The 18,727-nt window shown below is 43.1% G+C and carries 19 protein-coding genes; 4 read left to right on the top strand and 15 right to left on the bottom strand.

Annotation, left to right across the window (positions count from 1 at the left end; translation table 11 throughout):
• Positions 1 to 119: 119 nt before the first annotated feature.
• Positions 120 to 1,319 carry a 2'-O-glycosyltransferase CruG gene (gene cruG, locus V7K36_RS22800; RefSeq protein WP_335119543.1) on the top strand — a complete coding sequence of 400 codons (1,200 nt, stop codon included), beginning with the start codon at positions 120 to 122 and terminating at the stop codon, positions 1,317 to 1,319.
• Positions 1,320 to 1,351: 32 nt separating this feature from the next.
• On the opposite strand, the gene rnhA is transcribed toward cruG, so the two are convergent.
• From rnhA to V7K36_RS22775, 5 genes are read right to left on the bottom strand one after another with little or no spacing between them, the layout of a single operon-like run.
• Positions 1,352 to 2,260, bottom strand: a complete 909-nt coding sequence (rnhA, locus tag V7K36_RS22795; RefSeq protein WP_335119541.1) for a ribonuclease HI — start codon at positions 2,258 to 2,260, stop codon at positions 1,352 to 1,354.
• A 43-nt stretch (positions 2,261 to 2,303) separates the two neighbouring features.
• Positions 2,304 to 3,677: a hypothetical protein gene (locus V7K36_RS22790; RefSeq protein ID WP_335119539.1), complete on the bottom strand. Its 1,374-nt coding sequence runs from the start codon at positions 3,675 to 3,677 to the stop codon at positions 2,304 to 2,306.
• On the bottom strand, positions 3,674 to 4,093 hold the full coding sequence (locus V7K36_RS22785) for a hypothetical protein (RefSeq protein WP_335119538.1): 420 nt from the start codon (positions 4,091 to 4,093) through the stop codon (positions 3,674 to 3,676). Before V7K36_RS22785 ends, V7K36_RS22790 begins: the two co-directional genes overlap by 4 nt.
• 2 nt (positions 4,094 to 4,095) lie before the next feature.
• On the bottom strand, positions 4,096 to 6,132 hold the full coding sequence (locus V7K36_RS22780; protein ID WP_335119536.1) for a CHAT domain-containing protein: 2,037 nt from the start codon (positions 6,130 to 6,132) through the stop codon (positions 4,096 to 4,098).
• 15 nt (positions 6,133 to 6,147) lie between these two features.
• A complete protein-coding gene (locus V7K36_RS22775) occupies positions 6,148 to 7,506 on the bottom strand; it encodes a tetratricopeptide repeat protein (protein ID WP_335119534.1) in 1,359 nt (452 codons plus the stop codon).
• Between the two features lie 133 nt (positions 7,507 to 7,639).
• Here V7K36_RS22775 and V7K36_RS22770 point away from each other — a divergent pair, with 133 nt between their 5' ends.
• Entirely contained in the window at positions 7,640 to 7,900 is a 261-nt protein-coding gene (locus V7K36_RS22770; RefSeq protein WP_335119532.1) for a hypothetical protein, read from the top strand.
• Positions 7,901 to 7,922: 22 nt separating this feature from the next.
• Here V7K36_RS22770 and V7K36_RS22765 read toward each other — a convergent pair whose 3' ends face one another.
• Positions 7,923 to 10,121 carry a CHASE2 domain-containing protein gene (locus V7K36_RS22765; protein WP_335119530.1) on the bottom strand — a complete coding sequence of 733 codons (2,199 nt, stop codon included), beginning with the start codon at positions 10,119 to 10,121 and terminating at the stop codon, positions 7,923 to 7,925.
• A 174-nt stretch (positions 10,122 to 10,295) separates the two neighbouring features.
• Complete coding sequence (locus V7K36_RS22760) at positions 10,296 to 10,580, bottom strand: hypothetical protein (protein ID WP_335119528.1); 285 nt, start codon at positions 10,578 to 10,580, stop codon at positions 10,296 to 10,298.
• A gap of 398 nt (positions 10,581 to 10,978) precedes the next feature.
• Here V7K36_RS22760 and V7K36_RS22755 point away from each other — a divergent pair, with 398 nt between their 5' ends.
• Positions 10,979 to 11,830, top strand: coding sequence for a universal stress protein (locus tag V7K36_RS22755; protein WP_334945968.1), 852 nt, complete (start codon positions 10,979 to 10,981; stop codon positions 11,828 to 11,830).
• A gap of 80 nt (positions 11,831 to 11,910) precedes the next feature.
• Here V7K36_RS22755 and psbM read toward each other — a convergent pair whose 3' ends face one another.
• The 6 genes from psbM to V7K36_RS22725 all read right to left on the bottom strand — a co-directional run bounded on the left by psbM (position 11,911) and on the right by V7K36_RS22725 (position 16,180).
• Entirely contained in the window at positions 11,911 to 12,027 is a 117-nt protein-coding gene (psbM, locus tag V7K36_RS22750) for a photosystem II reaction center protein PsbM (protein WP_084227279.1), read from the bottom strand.
• A 204-nt stretch (positions 12,028 to 12,231) separates the two neighbouring features.
• Entirely contained in the window at positions 12,232 to 12,528 is a 297-nt protein-coding gene (locus V7K36_RS22745; RefSeq protein ID WP_334828959.1) for a 2Fe-2S iron-sulfur cluster-binding protein, read from the bottom strand.
• Between the two features lie 184 nt (positions 12,529 to 12,712).
• Positions 12,713 to 12,850, bottom strand: coding sequence for a photosystem II reaction center protein K (locus tag V7K36_RS22740; RefSeq protein ID WP_006195022.1), 138 nt, complete (start codon positions 12,848 to 12,850; stop codon positions 12,713 to 12,715).
• A 149-nt stretch (positions 12,851 to 12,999) separates the two neighbouring features.
• Positions 13,000 to 14,121: a tRNA guanosine(34) transglycosylase Tgt gene (gene tgt / locus V7K36_RS22735; protein WP_335119525.1), complete on the bottom strand. Its 1,122-nt coding sequence runs from the start codon at positions 14,119 to 14,121 to the stop codon at positions 13,000 to 13,002.
• A gap of 214 nt (positions 14,122 to 14,335) precedes the next feature.
• The gene (locus V7K36_RS22730; RefSeq protein ID WP_335119523.1) at positions 14,336 to 15,580 is read right to left on the bottom strand and encodes an RNA-guided endonuclease InsQ/TnpB family protein; all 1,245 of its coding nucleotides are present in this window, start codon (positions 15,578 to 15,580) and stop codon (positions 14,336 to 14,338) included.
• 147 nt (positions 15,581 to 15,727) lie between these two features.
• Positions 15,728 to 16,180, bottom strand: coding sequence for a hypothetical protein (locus V7K36_RS22725; protein WP_334945793.1), 453 nt, complete (start codon positions 16,178 to 16,180; stop codon positions 15,728 to 15,730).
• 376 nt (positions 16,181 to 16,556) lie between these two features.
• On the opposite strand from V7K36_RS22725, the gene cobS reads away from it, so the two are divergent.
• Positions 16,557 to 17,330, top strand: coding sequence for an adenosylcobinamide-GDP ribazoletransferase (cobS, locus tag V7K36_RS22720; protein WP_335119521.1), 774 nt, complete (start codon positions 16,557 to 16,559; stop codon positions 17,328 to 17,330).
• Positions 17,331 to 17,407: 77 nt separating this feature from the next.
• Here cobS and V7K36_RS22715 read toward each other — a convergent pair whose 3' ends face one another.
• Together V7K36_RS22715 and V7K36_RS22710 are read right to left on the bottom strand one after the other, a co-directional pair.
• Positions 17,408 to 17,863: a PPC domain-containing protein gene (locus V7K36_RS22715; protein ID WP_335119519.1), complete on the bottom strand. Its 456-nt coding sequence runs from the start codon at positions 17,861 to 17,863 to the stop codon at positions 17,408 to 17,410.
• 86 nt (positions 17,864 to 17,949) lie between these two features.
• Positions 17,950 to 18,627, bottom strand: a complete 678-nt coding sequence (locus V7K36_RS22710) for a ComF family protein (RefSeq protein ID WP_335119517.1) — start codon at positions 18,625 to 18,627, stop codon at positions 17,950 to 17,952.
• Positions 18,628 to 18,727 lie beyond the last annotated feature (100 nt).

Below are 18,727 nucleotides of genomic sequence, written 5' to 3'. Positions count from 1 at the left end.
TTTAGATTTTGGATTTTAGATTGAAATTTAATCCAAAATTTAAAATCCAAAATCCAAAATTGAATTGCCCTGTTTGGCCCATGCCCTGTTTGGCCCATGCCCTGTTTGGCCCATGCCCAATGAATAATGACAACGCTTTGATAGTAGAAAGCGCCATCTCCCTTTTGTTGCTACTTATCCAAGTACCAGCAACGGCGATTCTGTTTTCGCGCCTGCTAAAGGGGCCAAGACGCCTTCCTCCAATAGAACCGCAACAGCCGACGCCAGATATTTTGGGTAGGGTTAGTGTCGTCGTTCCCACATTAAACGAGGCGCTTCGCATTAGCCCTCTGTTAGCTGGTTTAAGTCAGCAAAGCTACGAAGTTCGGGAAATAATCGTTGTAGACAGCAAATCTGGTGATGGCACCCCCGACTTGGTAAAAGCGATACAGCAGAAAGATCCGCGCTTTCGCCTGATGACAGATGATCCCTTACCCTCTGGTTGGGTGGGGCGTCCTTGGGCGTTGCATAACGGTTTTCTATATAGTTCTGAGGCGAGTCAGTGGTTTCTCGGACTGGATGCTGATATCCAACCGCATCCGGGTTTGGTTGCTGGTTTGGTGAAGACGGCCGAAGCACAAGGCTATGATCTCGTTTCCCTTTCACCCCAGTTCATCCTCAAATATCCTGGGGAGTGCTGGCTACAACCGGCTTTGTTGATGACTCTGCTTTATCGATTTGACCCAGCCGGGATCAATACAGAGCAGCCAGAACGGGTGATGGCAAATGGGCAGTGTTTTTTGTGTCGTCGCTCCGTTTTAGCTGCTGTGGGTGGCTATAGCAGTGCGAGTAGTTCTTTTTGTGATGATGTCACTTTGGCACGGAATATTGCTGCTCAAGGGTATAAGGTGGGCTTTTTAGATGGCGCAAAGGTGTTGAAGGTACGGATGTATGAAGGGGCGATAGAGACGTGGAAGGAATGGGGGCGGAGTCTCGACCTCAAAGATGCAACTTCTCGTTCGCAGTTGTGGGGAGATTTATGGCTACTCACATCTGTTCAAGGTCTACCCCTTTTAATTGTCCTGACTTTTTTGTTGATTTCTCCCCCACTCACCCACTCACCCACTCCCCCACTTCTTCTGCTGGGACTGAATTTATTTCTCCTGGTAATTCGCTTTGCTATGCTAATAGCGATCGCACCTTCCTACGATCGCAAAAGCACCAAAGGCAGTTGGTTATTCTGGCTTTCGCCTTTGGCTGATCCCTTAGCTGTGCTGCGAATCTTCTTATCTGCGTTCCGCACCCCGCGCGAGTGGCGAGGACGGAAATATAGTGCTTAGTTATGAGTTATGAGTTATGAATTTTCAACTCCTCACTCCTCTTCACCTCCTATTTGATCCCCGCGTTCCAGTTCCCAAAGAATTTGATTTCCTTCACGGCGTACCCGTGACACTATCCAGTTTCGCCAGCGCCATTGATCTCCGCGACTGGTGACAGCGCTGGCGTGGACATCCATCAAGTCTGCTAACTCAGAACTGGTGATTAAGTAGCCTTTTTCAGAAATTTCGTCAGCGATACGCAGAGTTTCGACCAAGCTGCGGAGTTGCAAAACCCTCATTTCTGAGGGTTTTTCATCGGTTGCAGCCGCAGCTAGCCCAGTTGATAGTTCCATAACAGTTATTTCTGGTGCAGAAGTACTGACTTCTTGGGTAGTTTGGTTAATTATTCGAGAGTTTTTTTCAGAATCAGCTACTTTTGCTACATTTAGTTGGCTGGAATCAGGTAAAGAGTTGTAAAAATCTGTGGGAGATAATTGTTGTAGGGAAGGGATTTTGCCAGTGGCATAGGTGCGAGCGATCGCATCACAACGTTCGTTACCTATGTTACCAGAATGTCCCCTAACGTGTTGCCATTTTACCTGTTGGGTATTGAGGTCGTCGAGAGTTTCTAAAAGGTCTTGGTTTTGAACGGGTTTACCATCTGACTTTTTCCAACCTTTCTTTTTCCAGCCTTTCACCCACTTGGTAACACAGTTAATCAGGTATTCGCTATCGGTATGAAGGGTAATGGGTTGAGCTTGTTGAGATGTTTGCAGGAATTGTAAGGCGGCGATCGCCGCTTGCATTTCCATTTTATTATTAGTGGTATGAGGAGATGCATCACCCATTTCGTGGATTGAGCCATCGTTGAAGTAGACGACAACACCCCAACCGCCAGGGCCAGGGTTCCCGGTGCAAGCACCATCGGTGTATATGCTTTGGATTGTGGGTTGGGTGGACATGGTTAGAGTATCGAACCCGCTAAGGACGCTAAGGCAAGAGTGATTAGCGGCGAATTTTTTTAAAGAATATCCAGGCTATTATAATGGTTAGCACTCCAGCAACAACGCTCCACATGAAGGCTGTTGTGAGGAAAAATGGTGTTTTGCTATTGGGTGGGTATTGAGCAACTAATACTGAAGATGCGATTTGGCTGGTTGCTAGTCCGATACCTGCGCTACCGATGAAGTTTTCTAAGTTGCGATCGCTTTTTGCTTGGTAGATATCAATAGTACCTTGAATTGTACTAATTAAATTTTGCAGCAGGGTCAAGCCTGGGCTGAGGTTAATATAATCTGTTTCTATTTGCAGCAGATATTTATCAGCACTAAATTCGCCAAATTGCTGCATAGATTGTAGTTGGCTGTTGCTATTTTCTTGTGAAATCTTCTCTAGCCGCTTTTTATAATTATTCAGATTAACTTTGATTGTGCGTCCTTGGTCATCTAGATAGCTTAAATTAATCGCGTATTCCGATAAGATTGTTAGCGTATCAGTTAGGGTTTTTTGTAATTCCTCAAGATTGAGTCTACCATTGTTTAGTTGTTGTCCTAAATCTCTGATTTTTTTGACAGTCTCTTGCACTTCGTTAAAATCTTTCTTGATTCGGCTTTTCAATTTGCGGCTTTGGTGATAAGCCCAAAGAATTTTATAACGATAACAAAACAGCCGGATTAAATCAAAATATATATTAGCGATACTTTCTGTAATATTTTTGATAGATTGCTGGGGCGGAAACAAACATATTAATATATGCAAGCTATCTTTAAAGTTCTGTTCATTTGCCCAATCACTGGGCTGTTCCCAGACTTCAAATGCAGATGCACCTAAAAAACTGCTCTGGCTTTGCAAAGCTATTTTACCCTGAAAGCTGGGATTTATTTGTTTATAGCATTGTTCAGCGATCGCTCTAATTTCTTCCGGGTTATAAATTTTTTCCAACTGTCCCCAAACAAACCAAGTTTGACCAATTTTACCTTTTTGATGATTGATACGAGATTCTATGTTTTCTTTAATATCTTGAAATTTACTCATAGGTTTGCCCAGATAATCAGTAACACCGCTATCTACTTGCAGGGCATAGGTATCACCTATTTGCAATGCGTAATAATAACCTGCTATATCTGGCTGAAAATTTTCTTGTTTTTCGGGTACGAGTAATTCGACGTAATCTGCTTCGGTTTTTTCTAAAGTAGCGAGTTGTTTCAGCAAATCATCATCTTTAACTTTATCGTAATCTTTATTTAAATCTGGTTTAATTTTACGCCAAAAATAATGACGATTTTGGTTAACTTGCTCATCTGTTTGTCCTAAAGCTTGTTGCAGGTCATAGACAAATAAATCAATAGTTGGATAGATGAGATTATACTGTTGATTCATAGCATAGGCTTTTGTAGAGAGAGAATAATTCTTGCCCACGTGTCTTTAGCGACAGTTACAGAATCAGAATCATTGAGAATGGGTTGAGCAATTTCAGTTAAATTTTGATCATCTAGTTCATTAATGGCAACAAGAATATTATTTATTTCTGTGTTTTGCTGTTCGGCAGCCTGATTAATTTTAGCGGGTAAAGGTCCTTTGCTGCGGATTTCAGCTTCCTGTTTTAAATTTTGGCGAGCAGTTAAATAATGTTCAGCTAACGGCGGATAATTGCGTGCGATCGCATCTAGTTTACCAATGTCATCGGGAATATTTACTTGATTAACCTCTGTTTGCACATCTTCTGGTAATGGTGCATCAAGGTAAGACAATGCAAAGACAAAAGCTTTGAGATTATAGGCTTCTAAAAGTTGCATGATCAAAAAACTCCAATAATTGTAAAAGCTGCCCACTGGTAATGATGACTATAGGGTTGATCAGTTGTTTGTCTGATCTTAATATCATCTAACTGATCTTGTAAAAAAGGACGAATGATCCCTTCATCTTGGGGTAATCTAGCAATTTTCGCTGCATACCATTCTGCAAGTTGTGCATTTGTGACATTTCGCAGCCATTGGGTAGCTTCAGCCAAAGCCACTACTTCTGATTTACCTTGTTGCAGCAATTGATAAAACTGAATCATCATCAAAGCGCTAGCGGCTGATTCTACAGTCCATAGGGTGCTAACAACATGAGCCACACCGCAACCCATAAAGCCACTGACAAGCCCGACATATTCTGTAGTGATGGTGTGATTACCTGTAATCGCAGTTTCGCAAGCTGCGAGAGTGACGAGTTGGTAGCTTTGCAAATTAAGATTGCGGATATCCGCGAGAGTTAGTTTATCTTCACCCGCTAACGCCAAATGAGATAACGCAGGATTTTGGAAATTATATTCGCCATGCCCTGTAAAGTGCAAAATACTGTAGTCTTGGAGCAAAGCGTTGATTATTGCTGCTTTTGTCGCTTTCTCAGAACGCTTGCGGGTGTGGTTGGGGAACATCCGGCTGATGGCTTCCGATTCAATTTGGGCAAACTCCAGATGGGGATAACCTTTGCTGTTGGGATGTTCGATGCTGAGTAAATTGTGCTGCTCATCGCCTCTGTTTTCCAGGTGAGTTTGGGAAATTAATCCTATTTTGGCGCTGGGTAGATAGGTGATGGTGAATTTAGGTGGAAATAGTGCATGGAGAGGAAAGCGGTGCAAATCGCGGTGAGGAATGAGGATTAGCTGAGTAATTTCTGGTATTTCTGAAACAACAGCGTTGATATCAAGGATATTACTCAAGTTGCGAAGCATTTCCGGCAAGTTGTCGCGCCAAGTTCTTACTTGTTCACCTAGTTTATCTTTGCCTTTGCGAAAATTTGTGTATTGTTGATTCCAGTTTTTCACCCAGCCTTCAAAATCGCGTAAGCGGAGATTCCCCCCAGCCCCGCTTAAGAAGGGAGGAGTTGGAGGAGCATTTTCATTCTGGCTGGAAAAGGAGGGAGTAGAGAGGATGATGGGTGATGGTGTGTTGTGTTTCAGGATGAAAGTGTGTAAGGCGTAAGGGCTGAGATGCCAATAAACAACAGCAGTTGAGGGATTCAGCAGTTGTTGCATTTCTGAATAACTGGGAGAGGAAATTTCATCACTCCATTCATCCAAAAGCCAACGCAAGCAGGTATTTTTGCTCTGTTCTGCTAATTCAACAGCTTGTACTAGCTTCTCAGACTGCACAGCTAGATCAACAGTTAACTGTTGAAGCCAGGCAAATTTTAGAGCTAGTTGTTTTTTACTTTGATCAGAGCGATTTGATTCATTTAATAAGCGCCGCAATAAATCAGTACCCTGTCGCTGGAGTTCTGTGGCTTCGGCTGTTTCCTTCAAATCTAACTGAACGCGAATTAAATCTCGCAAAACCTCTAGATGTAATTCAGGAAAATCTGTTGCTGTGAGACTTTGCAGTGCCGTTTTGTAACTATTGACGGCTTTGCGCCAAAAAAAGCGGGCGTTAGAATTTCCTCGCCCTTGGAAGTAATGAGCCTTACCTATCGCCTGATGTAATTTTCCCCAATCTTCTGGGTGCGTATCTTGGTGACAATGCTTTAACCCTTCCTCGTAGCTTGCCAATTTTCCATCATACCCGCGCTGGTTAAGCTGGGGATTTTGTCTGGCAATAGAACTAGAGAAAGCCAACAAGCGATTACAACTAACTGAATCACTTGCCGCTAAACCCCGGTTGTACCAAGCTTCGTGGTAGTCACGTTTGATTTCGAGGGCTTTGTCAAAAGATGCGAGCGCTTCTTCATATTGCCCTAAATTACCCAGCATCGCACCCCGGTTGTACCAAGCTTCGTGGTAGTCACGTTTGATTTTTATGGCACTGTCAAAAGATGCGATCGCATCTTCAAATCGCCCTAAATTACCCAGCATCGCACCCCGGTTGTATCAAGCTTCGTGGTAGTCACGTTTGATTTTGAGGGCACTGTCGTAGGATGCGAGCGCTTCTTCATGTTGTCCTAAATTATCCAGCATTGCACCCCGGTTGTTCCAAGCGTCGTGTAAGTCAGGTTTGATTTTTATGGCACTGTCGTAGGATGCGATCGCATCTTCAAATCGCCCTAAATTATACAGTGCCACACCCCGGCTGTACCAAGCTTCGTGTTTGTCAGGTTTGATTTTGAGGGCACTGTCGTAGGATGCGAGCGCTTCTTCATGTTGTCCTAAATTATCCAGCGTCACACCCCGGTTGTTCCAAGCGTCGTGTAAGTCAGGTTTGATTTTGAGGGCACTGTCGTAGGATGCGAGCGCTTCTTCGTGTTGTCCTAAATTATCCAGCACCAAACCCCGGTTGTTCCAAGGGTCGTGTAAGTCGGGTTTGATTTTTATTGCACTGTCAAAAGATGCGATCGCATCTTCAAATCGCCCTAAATTATACAGTGCCACACCCCGGTTGTGCCAAGCTTCGTGGTAGTCACGTTTGATTTTTATGGCACTGTCGTAGGATGCGATCGCATCTTCAAATCGCCCTAAATTACCTAGCACCACACCCCGGTTGTACCAAGGATCGTGATCGTCGGGTTTGATTTTTATTGCACTGTCAAAAGATGCAATCGCTTCTTCAAATCGTTCTAAATTACCCAGTGCCAAACCCCGGTTGTACCAAGGATCGTGATCGTCGGGTTTGATTTTTATGGCACTGTCGTAGGATGCGATCGCATCTTCAAATCGCCCTAAATTCTTTAGCGCCACACCCCGGTTATACCAAGCTTCGTGTTTATCGGATTTAATTTTGAGGGCACTGTCGTAGGATGCGATCGCACCTGCAAAATCCCCTGCTATGCACTGTTCATAACCTTGATTAAACCAAACATCTGCTTCTTCCTCCCCTCCTTCTTCCGCGTCCTCTGCGCCTTGGTGGTTCGTTTCTCCTCCTCCCAACCGCCTCCCAATATCATCAGCAACAATACTAACTTCCCCAATACTCAACTCACCCAGTCGCATCATCCGCTTTGCTAACTCATCATTCGGTGTAGGTAAAGCTAACAATCTTTCGCCAAAACCCCGCAACCACTCTACCAACTTAACTTCATTGATGCGGTTTGCAGCCAAGAAACCTTTTGCCCCTCCTCTACTCAAGCCATCATTGATTTCTGCCAACAACTGGAGAAACAACGATTCATACTCCGCATCTGTTAGCTGTTTAGGTGGTTCTACTCTCCTCTGTTTCTCTAACGGAGGAGTCTGCTTTTTGCCAAATAAGCGTTGAAAAGACCTCTTGAGCCACCGCCAAAGCCGCTTGAGCATTTGCTGCAACCATGTATTGCTTTTGTAGTGTATTGTAGCAATTTTACGGAAAGTTACATCGGCGATTAGAAACCGCCTTTAGACAAGCAACACCTACCTCCGTGAATTTTAAACCCTCAATTTTCCTTAGTCTGTGGAGGCGGACTTTACCTATGTAGCCGCGAATTCCATTCGCCCTGGCTCTGATTTGACACACATGCCATTGTCAGCCGATGCGATCGCATTGTTAGTCGATACAATCGCATTGTTACTCGATGCAATCGCATTATTACTCGACGCGATCGCATTGTTAGTCGATACAATCGCATTGTTAGCCGATACAATCACATTGTTAGCCGATACAATCGCATTGTTAGTCGATGCAATAACAATGCAGAAGGTTGCGTTTAAATAGCACCAGACGATTATCGCCAGGGCTACATCCGTTTCAAATCTTGTAAAACATCGGCGGCTGATTGATAGCGATCGCTAAAATGATAGCAAACCATTTTATCTAAAATCACTGCTAATTCTTCACTCACTTGCACCGTTTGCCGCCACATCAGATTACCCGTTTCTGGATCTGGGTGGAGTTCTTGCGGTGGTATCCCAGTTATGGCTTGAATGGCAATCATTCCTAAAGCGTAAATATCACTGCATAAGCGGGGATGACCGGCAAATTGTTCTGGAGGTGCATAACCCCTCGTCCCGATGGCTACTGTCGCTAATTCTGTTTGCTCACTACTCGGCGGTTGCATTAATTTGACAGCACCAAAGTCAATCAACACCAGCCGATTATCTTCAGCGCATCTAATAATATTAGTCGGTTTGATATCACGATGAATCACTTGATGCTGGTGAATAAATTCTAGAACTTCTAAAACTTGTTTGAGCATCTCGATCACAAATGATTCGTTCTGCACATTCTGCACAGGTGGTAATTCTTCACTTAGGGTATGTCCCTCAATATATTGTTGAATTAAATAGAATTCTTGGTCATCTTCAAAATAAGCAAGTAGTTCGGGAATCTGATCATGTTTACCCAAAGATTCTAATATTTCAGCTTCACTATTAAACAACCTGCGAGCAACTTGCAAAAATCGTGTATCTTGACGGGCTGGCATTAACTTTTTAACTACACAAATGGGATTACCCGGTCGTTGAGTATCATGTGCTAAATAAGTGCGGCCAAATCCACCTGCACCGAGAGTTTTATAAATTTTGTAGCGTCCACTCAAAAGCAAATCACCAGATTTTATTTCTGGGAAATCAATTGGGGGAAGAAAATCAAGATAGGAGTCGGGAATTGCTGTTTTGTCTTCTAAGAGTACATTTAATTGAGCGATCGCTTCTTGTTGTTTTTCAACTTGCAGAATTATCACCTGAGTTTGCCACTGATTTTGGTAGCTAGTATAAGCAATCACACAGATACTACTAATCACCAAAGCAAGAGCAGAAGGGATTAATGGCACCCATCCGGCTTGCAAAAACAAAGCAACGCAGATTCCGACTAAGCCAAGTAGAGTTGTCCCTACTACCACTAGCAAAAGCAACGGATTTTGCCACCGCCATGCTAAAACACTACCTAAGAGCGACCAGCTCCACACCCAAATAAGTTCTGCCCAGTCAGGCCAGTACCAAATTAGAGGTCGCCCATCCAACACTGTACTGATGAGTTGACTTGCTATCTGTGCATGAATAAACAGAGCAGGCATTCTGGCTGGTTGATCTGGTAAAGCGCTGTAGGGCGTATAAAAGCCACCTGGAGGGAGATTAGCTGCTGTAGTGCCAATAATTACAAGACGGTCTTTGACTAAATTGGGGTTGACTTGGCCACTGAGGACTTGTGTGAGGGTTACTTGGTCGGCGAGGCTGTTGGGGTGACGGTAATTTAATAATATTTGATAGCCATCTGCATCCAGATGTCGATAACTACCAGAATTAGCTTGTAAACGCGGGAACAGGGTTTTACCTAACTGAAAATCTCCTTTCTTAGTGAACTGGTATTCAATGCCTTGTTTTTCCAGATAATTAATTGCAATTAGGGCACCAAATGCAAATGATGCTGTACATTTCTTGTCTGTAGAGTTAGCAAATAACAAACTGCGGCGGAGAATTTGGTCGTTTTCATTGTCAGTAACCACATCGCTAAAGCCAACATTATCTATAGGAAAATTAGGTGGTGGCGGAATTTCATCTCTACCCAAGCTGCTGAACAAACAGGTGCTGATGATGTTATCTTGATTTTGGAGATTAGCTGCCAAATTGTTGTCTTCTGGTTGGAAAAGATATAAACCAACAATTCGCGGTTGATAAGACTCTATTTTGTTTAACAGCTGATTGATTCTACGAGCTGATAGAGTCCATTTCTCTCGTTTGAGATCGTCGTCAGTGATTTTTACTAACAAAATCCGCCGATCGGGTGCTTGTGCTGGACGCGATCGCAACATCTGGTCATAAACTCTTAACTCCCAAGGCTGCAACCATTTGAGTTCCCTAATTCCCCAGATAAAGGCGGTGACTCCTACACTAGTAACCAAAATAATTTGCAGCCAGCTTTTGCTCTTGTCAGTTTTACGATAATCCTGAAGTTTGACAAAGGGGACACGAAGTTTTTCTAATAGTCCACTAATCACGGCGTTGCGACGTTAGCCTGAATTGGGTAGATATTGCAGGCGCAAAAGTTAATTTTCCGACTCTAGGTTAAAAGCTAATTAACCTGAGCTTCTATTAATGTAGCAATTTACTCGCTCCTTCAAGACCTTGGTGTATTCCTACCTACTCTAAAAGCAAGCTTACGCGCCATGCGGCTAATCATCTGTTTGAGAAGTTTGAGCATCTTCAACAGGACTGGCAATTGGGAAAGAAATAGGATTAGTAGATGGGGTTAGTGAATCTAACTGAGGTTGTTCGACTGATGCTTCAATGCTTGAATCAGCAAAATAGGAGCCAAACATTTTATCATAGTTAGAAGCAACAGCTAAAAAAGTCCCACCCAAAATATAGATAGGTAATGGGAGATTAAATTCTTGCAACCAGTCAAACAGTTCCGCCAAGGCAAACAGCACCAAAAAGCAGGCAAGCCAAACCTTCATATTCTCATACCCTGGATTGAAACAACTCTATTACTAGCTTAAATAGCTTGCATGATAGTTGATGTAGTACATAATCATAATCCCTATAACCCTAGATAGATGCAGTCAGAATTATCGGGGCGATCGCACTTACGCCCATGCTGGAGAAATTAACGCCAAGCAAGTACTAAGAGCCGGATTTCACAGTCTAGTTGAGAATTTAAGTAACTAAATGCAAATAAACTTAAATATTTGTTGATTTTTTTATACTTTGCCATTTGTTTGAGTGTTAAATACTAAAAAACAAAGTTTATTTGTGCCAACTTACTAACTAGGTTGTCAAGCAAGGCGGTAAAAATCCGACCTAAGCCAAGTACTAACAGCGAAAACAAAAGTAAACTTCACAAATACTACGTAAGATGATCAGAAGAATTTTGCTGGCTGTATCGGGATTGGGACACGCAGAAGAAATGCTCAAAACCCTGAAAGAAATCCCTTCAATTCAATCTGCCAAAGTTACAATTTTACATGTTGTTCCTGCACAAAATGCTGCTGCTACCATGACAGCTAAATGGGAAAATGGTGGTAAAATTCTAGCCAATGCCATTCAAACTTTGAACTTAGATCCTAGCCAGGTTTCTTCAATTTTGCGTGAAGGCGAACCCAAAGATGTGGTTTGCCAAGTAGCTGATGAAATCGACGCTGACTTGATTATTATGGGTTCACGCGGACTGAAGCGGCTGCAATCGATTTTATCTAACTCAGTCAGTCAGTATGTTTTCCAGCTATCTTCTCGCCCCATGTTGCTAGTAAAGGATGATATTTATGTAAAAAGAATTAAGCGTATTATGGTGGCAATAGACAACTCTGATTCAGCAAAAAATTGCTTAAAATTGGCTCTCTTCTTGTTGCGAGATATTCAGGGCGGCCAGTTAATTTTAGCAAATGTTAGTACAGATTTAGGCGGGAAAAAATCGGAAATAACCGAGGTTAACTCAGATAAAAATCCAGTTCTAGCAGCCGCAGTTGCAGAAGCTGAAAAACAGGGCATCCAATCTCGTTCTTATATCAGCAGTGGTAAACCTGGTGAAGAAATTTGTCGGTTGGCAGAGGAATTGAATATAGATTTATTATTGCTTGGTTCTCCAGATCGTCGTCCATCGATCGCTAAGAGTTTTGTTGATATAGACCGACTCATCGGCACTTCTCTGTCTGACTATGTTCGAGTCAATGCCACTTGTCCAGTATTGTTGGCGCGGACAATCGCTTAAAGTCAAAATAGAGTTAGCAGTTGATAAATAAAAACCCCTACACTACTGGTGCAGGGGTCATTTATTTTATACACAAACTCTTAACTATCTTTTCCACCTTCGCGGCTAGCAGTTTGGATGTACAGAATTAGTAAAAACACAGCAGGGACTAGTACGAACAAAATGCTCGCTATGAACCCCAGGTCATTAACTTGCATGGCAAGAAAACCTCTCTTAAATTTCCAGTCAACAAGATTAGGATAGCATTATTGATGACAAAGTTATACCAATTCAAAATTCAAAATGACGCTCGCGGACTCGCTAACGCTGCGCTAACAAAATTCAAAATCAAAAAACTCAATTTTGGTAAGTATTTTGACTACTGACTGGATACAAATTGGAGCAATGGCAGATTTGAGAATTTAAGGCTTTGTGACTACACTGACTGAGCCATTCACTAAGGTTTGACAGGCAAGGCGGTAATTTTCCGGCTTTTTCTTAAATTTCCGGTTTTCTACGTCTGTGCGGGGGGAAAGATTTTCTAGTCCTTCGACTATCTGGACAACGCAAGTGCCACATTGACCATTACCACCGCAATTAGTCATCTTGCCAATCAATGTATATATATCAATGTCGTTTTGCATTGCCTTGAGCCGAAGATTTGCACCATCCGCCGCTACTACTTCTTTATTCTCTTTAACGAATTTGATATTACCCATAACCGATTCCTCGTTGACTCTAAGCTTGCTTTCAAGGCTTCATATTGACATGGCTTGATTTAGATCTTATTTATTATCTTAATTCATCACAAAATATTAATAAATATTAATTTTATCAAATCTGACGACACAAAAAAATAGGACGGGTACTCTACCTGTCCTATAAATTGAAAAATAGATTAACTTACCTAAATCCCACGGCTGCTTGCCAAACGAAAGCAAGCAACAAGAAGAATACGGGAATAACAGGGAGAACGTCCACCAAGGGATCAAAGATTTGGTAAGCTTCAGGCAGTTTTGCTAATAAAAGTGCTGCTTCCATGTTTGTTTAAATCCACCTATCCAACACAGCTTTCATAATTGAGAAGTATCTTAACATGGTTTGGTCAGTGCTGAGTGCTGAGTAATAAAGATTTTGCTTGTTTACGACCCTACTACAAGACAAGCATTTTTATACTTAGCACTCACTATTCATAACTCAGCACTTTCTTCGTTGAGCCAGTGACCAAATTCTGTGGTGAAGCGATCGCTCAATATTGCTTCTCTAATATGCTGCGTAAAGCGAATTAGTTCGGTAATGTTGTGAATGCTCAACAAGGTATAAGCTAAAATTTCCTGCGATCGCACTAAATGAGATATATAAGCACAGCTAAAATTTTGACAAGTGTAGCATGGGCAAGTTTCATCTAATGGCGTAAAATCTTCACGAAACTTAGCATTTTTTAAATTCCAGCGTCCGCCCTGGACTATTGCCGTCCCATGTCTGGCCCAGCGTGTGGGAATTACGCAATCAAATAAATCTACACCAGATGCGATCGCGATCGCCATTTCCCGAAAAGTTCCCACACCCATTAAGTAACGCGGTTTTTCGGGGGGTAGAAGCGGTGCTGTGACTTTTACAATCTCAGCCATCAATTCTGGCGGTTCTCCGACACTTACCCCACCAATGGCATATCCGGGCAAATCCAACTTAGCCAAAGCTTCAGCCGCACGGCAACGCAAATCCAAATACACGCCCCCTTGCACTATTCCAAATAACGCCTGCTCACTGCGTTGATGAGCCGTTATGCAGCGTTCTAACCAGCGATAAGTCCGCTCAGTTGCAGTTTCTACCTCTTGGCGAGTCGCTGGGTAGGGCGGACACTCATCAAAGGCCATAATCACATCTGCCCCCAAAGTATTTTGAATCTGAATGGATAGCTCTGGTGTCAAATTAATAATTCGTCCATCATGGGGCGATCGAAAAGTTACGCTTTCTTCAGTAATTTTTCGCATCTCGCTTAAGCTGAACACCTGAAACCCACCCGAATCTGTGAGCATCGGCCCGTTCCACCCCATAAATTTGTGCAACCCACCACCCCCAGCCACGATCGCTTCTCCTGGTTGTAGGTGAAGATGATAAGTATTGGATAAGATCATTTGCGCCCCAGTATCTCTTAGCTGGGCTGGGGTGATAGTTTTGACATTTGCTAGCGTTCCCACTGGCATAAATCTGGGGGTTTCTACAACACCGTGAGGCGTGAAAAATACTCCGGCTCTAGCTTTGGTTTGGCTACAGCAGGCAAGACATTCAAAGGAAAAATTCGCACTCATACCATTTTGGATTTTAGACTTCGTAGTGAGCCTCAGCCGAAGGATTTTAGATTTTGGATTGTGAAGCCCTAATCGGTAAAGAGTTTCAAAAATCCATAACTAGCAGCCATAAAACCAAATGGTATTAGGGCAAAATTAATCTTATTTGGCTAAATTATGGACAAACATCAAAACTGTTGACACTCCCGGCAATAAATTGACGGGGATTCTTGGTTCACCGAGCCAACTTGTCTGAACCAGTGACCTGATTTAGATAGAGGTCGTTCTCTCCCCAAGCTTTGATTCCGGTGTGCCCCACCGTATTTAATCCCTTTTTTAGAATGTTGATTGCCGCGTTGTGATCTCGGTCTTGCACATACCCACAATGAGGACAAATATGAGTCCGAGTCGAAAGCGATTTCTTCACTGTCTCACCGCAGTTAGAGCAATTCTGGCTCGTATATTGTGGAGCAACGGCAACCGTCACCACCCCGTACACTTTGCCGAAGTACTCCACCCAACGCCGAAAATCACCCCAAGCTGCATCATGTATCGACTTAGCCAAGTGATGATTCTTGACCCTTACGGGTTCGCCAGTCGCTTCAAGTCGGGGGACCCGCCCACCGCGCTGGCTCACCAGATTGCAAATCTGCAAGTCTTCCAACACCACGAGGTCGTTAGACCTCACCACGCACCTGGCAGCTTTTACTGCAAAGTCTTGACGCTGGCGTTGTACCTTCAGATGCGCTCGTCCCAAACGGTTAACCGCTTTCCGACGATTCTTAGATCCCTTCACCTTTTTAGAAGCTCTGCGTTGCACTCGTTTGAGTCGCTTCTGGGCTTTTTGCAGATAGCGGGGATTCTCAACAGTGTTCCCGTCCGAATCAGTGTAGAAGTGGTTCAACCCCATATCAAGGCCAACTGTTCTTTTGGTTGGCTCTCTCTCTACAGTGCGTTCTACGTTAATCAAAAATTGAGCGTAGTAGCCATCCGAGCGACGCACCACTCTCACTCGATTGATTTGTTCAATCTGATAAAAGTTCAAGTCACGGGTTCCCATCATCTTGAAGCGTCCAGCCCCAAACTTATCAGTGAATGTGATGTACTTCCTGTCACTAGACAGATTCCAGCCTGTGAGTTTATACTCTACTGAGGCGCGAGTCTGATGCTTTTTAAACTTGGGATATCCCTTTTTACCTGGGACTTGTTTTTTGCAGTTGTCGAAAAACCTAGCAATCGCAGACCAAGCCCGTTCAGCATGAGCTTGTCGCGCTTGAGAGTTGAGCTTTTTAGCCCAAGGGAAATCAGGGTTATCCGCTAATATCTTGCAGTATTTATATAAGTCGTTACGGCTGACTCCAATGTTCTCCATCCAGTACCGGAGGCAAGAATTGCGGATAAACTGAGCGGTTCGCAAAGCTTCATCCAAAGCCTTGAACTGCACAGCCTTTCCTTTCAATTTTGCCTCAAGAACGATCATAATTACTCTAAATTATCTGGCGTAACTTCTCTATTTTACAACAGATTTCTGCCCAAATTAAGAATCTTTCAATGCCGAATAAATTCGGCTATTCGCTTATATCCCCCGGTTGAAACACGGGGGCTTTACGCATCACGACTCGTAATACTAGAAAGAATCAGAACAGTCATCGTCAATTTCTGCATCCCACCGGGCTGAGAGTACTTGCTCCATCATCGCTTCTATGGCGCTGACATTGAAGTTTCGCTCTCGTCGCTCTTGTAAAGGGGTTGAGCGAGGAATCAACCGCAGACAAACCCCGTCTTGCATCAAATCGAAGTAGGTTTCTTGTTGCGGCGACTGTTTTAGTTCCAAATAATCAAAACTATAAACATTCAGATATAGCGCGTGGTTAGCCACTAAAGTAGACCTTTGCGGATTAGCAAAAACTTCCATCACATCCCCTTCACCCTCGCTCAGTACCTTATCTTCTTGGGTGTAGATGTAGTGGACTCGACCTAAATCTGCCAGTAATCGCCGGATGTCGAGCTTATTCACAATGACGCCCGTGTTAATAATGCACGGAGCTGGTATCCTGGTGTCGGGTAGATGGTGACTCATAGGAAAATAGCGATTTAGAGCTACGGAGAGTGACAACATAGCTAAACTGTCATAATTGAATAGCTTGTTTACTCCCACATTTAAAAAAATATCAATTTTGTGGGGCAATCGTCTAACAATTTGGAGTAAGTTTTTAGTTAACGTATACAAAACACAAATTTTGATCCCTGATGGAATTTTAATTTCCTGAATCCTTTGTTTTTTGTATAAAGTTACACTGCTTGATCTATCTATTACTTAGAACAGCATAACAAAATTTTCAGGGAGAATTTCTAATAGAAGTAAATCTTATTTAAAGCTTTAAAGTTTGCTCATGTCGGTTGTACCGAAATTATGCCTATTATCCAGCAATTAACCAAATATTAATGTAATTCAGATGACGAAACAGCAACAGTGGTGGAAAAAGCTGTTGTTAAATCTGGCAGCTAGTATTATCTTTTACACTGTTATTCCACTCCCGTATTTTAACGGATTGGATTTTCGAGGAGTAGCACGTCTTGCTTCGCTTGTGGGGTTGATGATTGGGGGAATTTTAGGGTTACTAGATACGGGGATGAATTATATTGGTATACCCGTGTTAACTCGTAGTGCTTTGGTAGTAAGTATTTGGATTGCCATGACTGGAGGACTGCACTTAGATGGGGCAATGGATACCGCCGATGGTTTGGCAGTGGGCGACCCAGATCGGCGACTCAAAGTGATGACAGATAGTGCCACAGGTGCATTTGGGGCAATGGCAGCGATCGCCTTGGTGATACTGAAAATAACAGCTTTGACGGATATGCCAGAAAACCGTTGGTTATTGCTGATGGCTGCTTGTGGCTGGGGACGTTGGGGACAACAGCTAGCAATCGTGCGATACCCTTACTTAAAACCAACTGGTAAAGGTGCATTTCACAAACAAGCCATTCGTTCTGACAAAGATTTGTTACCAGGATTGTTGTTGTTGTTTGGTTTGAGTGGTTTACTTTGGCTGATAGATCAACAGCAGTTATTTCTCGCACTGGGAATGATCGTTGCTGGGAGTGCGATCGCCACTTTAACTGGTGCGTGGTTCAACCACAAATTAGGCGGACACACTGGAGATACTTACGGCGCAGTCGTTGAGTGGACTGAAGCCTTATTTCTCTGTGTACTGACCGCCTTTTAAGAAATGAAGGGCATAGAGGAAGAAGCACAGGAGCAGGAAAAGAATTTTTAACTCCTGACAAATGACTAATGACTAATTCATTTAATCGGTTGCAACTTTGTCACTTTGAGTTTAAAAGTCCCAACCCCAGTTTCCCCAAAAGACCGGACACGAATAACATAATTCCCTGTCTCTACAATGCGAGTAAATAGTAGGGAATTGCTAGTACCATCAGGCCCATCATCATTTTCTGCCACAGTCGAACCATCAGGTGCCAGCAGTGTGATGATGGTGTCAAAGTTTTCCGATGACAGGTCAACTGCTAAATTATCCCCCTTCTGTAACTTCACTGTGTAATCACGGGCAAACCCACCTTGACCTGTGGGAATGTCTTTGTCTGAGAGGCTATCAGTAATTTCAGTACTGTTAGATAAAGGGATTGGACTATACAACTTATTTTGAGCAAAAGCTGCACTTGTACTAATACCTATTGCCAGCAACGTGGCAGGAATGATGATGAGTTGTTTTAAACCCACCGCAAAAACTTTATTCATACATTTCAAACAATTTTTCCACAAAAATAGGGTAATTTAGTCAATTTCTGCACTTATCTGTCAAAGCTTGCCCATTAATTCTTAATTTATCCGTCTTTGACCGTAGTGGCTACTGCTACTAATCCTAAGACCACAATTCCATGCTGACGAAGTGTTTGTACAGCAGACCTGGCAGTAGCACCAGTAGTATAAATGTCGTCCACTAAAAGCACTGGGGCATTTGGGGGACGATCGCAAAATTGTTGCCCAACAGCAAAAGCTTTGTCCAAGTTTTTTTCTCGTTTAGATCCCGACAAACCAAACTGCGCTTCAGTTTCTCGCACTCTTGCTAAACCGTTTAGTTTCAATTTTAATCCGGTTATTTCGCAGAAGCTTTGTGCTATGAGTGCGGCTTGATTGTATTTACGTTGCTTTTGCTTGCTAGCGTGGAGTGGGATGGGAACTACCACAGGCTGGCTATCTCGCCTCGGTGAATTTAATAACCATGCTTCTCCTAACCATTGACCCAAAGGACGAGCGATTTGGGGTTGATTTTCGTATTTCATCGCCGCGATCGCCCGTTTCACTGGGCCACCATACTCCCCCCAGCCAAACACTGGTATTGGCTCTTGCCATAAAGAAATCGGGTCTTGACGTTGACATTTTTGTAGTTGTCTGGTGCAGTTCTGACAGAATTCTTGGGAAGTTGCACGTTGACATAGGGGGCAATGGGATTGGAGAAAAAGATTGAGTAAGCCTGTGAGATTTTTAGTCCAAGTGTGCATTTTAAGAGTTAGGAGACGCGATTAATCGCGTCTGTACAGGAGTTAGAAGTAGAGACGCGATTAATCGCGTCTGTACAGGAGTTAGGAGTAGAGACGCGAT

This window comes from Nostoc sp. (assembly GCF_036919555.1).
Classification (GTDB): domain Bacteria; phylum Cyanobacteriota; class Cyanobacteriia; order Cyanobacteriales; family Nostocaceae; genus Nostoc.
Note: the sequence above shows the minus strand (reverse complement) of the source record. Positions and strands in the feature narration are given on the sequence as shown.

What these genes read in the sequence shown, in the direction of transcription:
- cruG (WP_335119543.1), top strand. Translation starts at nt 120, where the DNA reads ATGAATAATGACAACGCTTTGATAGTAGAAAGCGCCATCTCCCTTTTG.
- rnhA (WP_335119541.1), bottom strand. Translation starts at nt 2,260, where the DNA reads ATGTCCACCCAACCCACAATCCAAAGCATATACACCGATGGTGCTTGC.
- V7K36_RS22790 (WP_335119539.1), bottom strand. Translation starts at nt 3,677, where the DNA reads ATGAATCAACAGTATAATCTCATCTATCCAACTATTGATTTATTTGTC.
- V7K36_RS22785 (WP_335119538.1), bottom strand. Translation starts at nt 4,093, where the DNA reads ATGCAACTTTTAGAAGCCTATAATCTCAAAGCTTTTGTCTTTGCATTG.
- V7K36_RS22780 (WP_335119536.1), bottom strand. Translation starts at nt 6,132, where the DNA reads ATGCTGGGTAATTTAGGGCGATTTGAAGATGCGATCGCATCTTTTGAC.
- V7K36_RS22775 (WP_335119534.1), bottom strand. Translation starts at nt 7,506, where the DNA reads ATGCTCAAGCGGCTTTGGCGGTGGCTCAAGAGGTCTTTTCAACGCTTA.
- V7K36_RS22760 (WP_335119528.1), bottom strand. Translation starts at nt 10,580, where the DNA reads ATGAAGGTTTGGCTTGCCTGCTTTTTGGTGCTGTTTGCCTTGGCGGAA.
- V7K36_RS22755 (WP_334945968.1), top strand. Translation starts at nt 10,979, where the DNA reads ATGATCAGAAGAATTTTGCTGGCTGTATCGGGATTGGGACACGCAGAA.
- psbM (WP_084227279.1), bottom strand. Translation starts at nt 12,027, where the DNA reads ATGCAAGTTAATGACCTGGGGTTCATAGCGAGCATTTTGTTCGTACTA.
- V7K36_RS22745 (WP_334828959.1), bottom strand. Translation starts at nt 12,528, where the DNA reads ATGGGTAATATCAAATTCGTTAAAGAGAATAAAGAAGTAGTAGCGGCG.
- V7K36_RS22740 (WP_006195022.1), bottom strand. Translation starts at nt 12,850, where the DNA reads ATGGAAGCAGCACTTTTATTAGCAAAACTGCCTGAAGCTTACCAAATC.
- tgt (WP_335119525.1), bottom strand. Translation starts at nt 14,121, where the DNA reads ATGAGTGCGAATTTTTCCTTTGAATGTCTTGCCTGCTGTAGCCAAACC.
- V7K36_RS22730 (WP_335119523.1), bottom strand. Translation starts at nt 15,580, where the DNA reads ATGATCGTTCTTGAGGCAAAATTGAAAGGAAAGGCTGTGCAGTTCAAG.
- V7K36_RS22725 (WP_334945793.1), bottom strand. Translation starts at nt 16,180, where the DNA reads ATGAGTCACCATCTACCCGACACCAGGATACCAGCTCCGTGCATTATT.
- cobS (WP_335119521.1), top strand. Translation starts at nt 16,557, where the DNA reads ATGACGAAACAGCAACAGTGGTGGAAAAAGCTGTTGTTAAATCTGGCA.
- V7K36_RS22715 (WP_335119519.1), bottom strand. Translation starts at nt 17,863, where the DNA reads ATGAATAAAGTTTTTGCGGTGGGTTTAAAACAACTCATCATCATTCCT.
- V7K36_RS22710 (WP_335119517.1), bottom strand. Translation starts at nt 18,627, where the DNA reads ATGCACACTTGGACTAAAAATCTCACAGGCTTACTCAATCTTTTTCTC.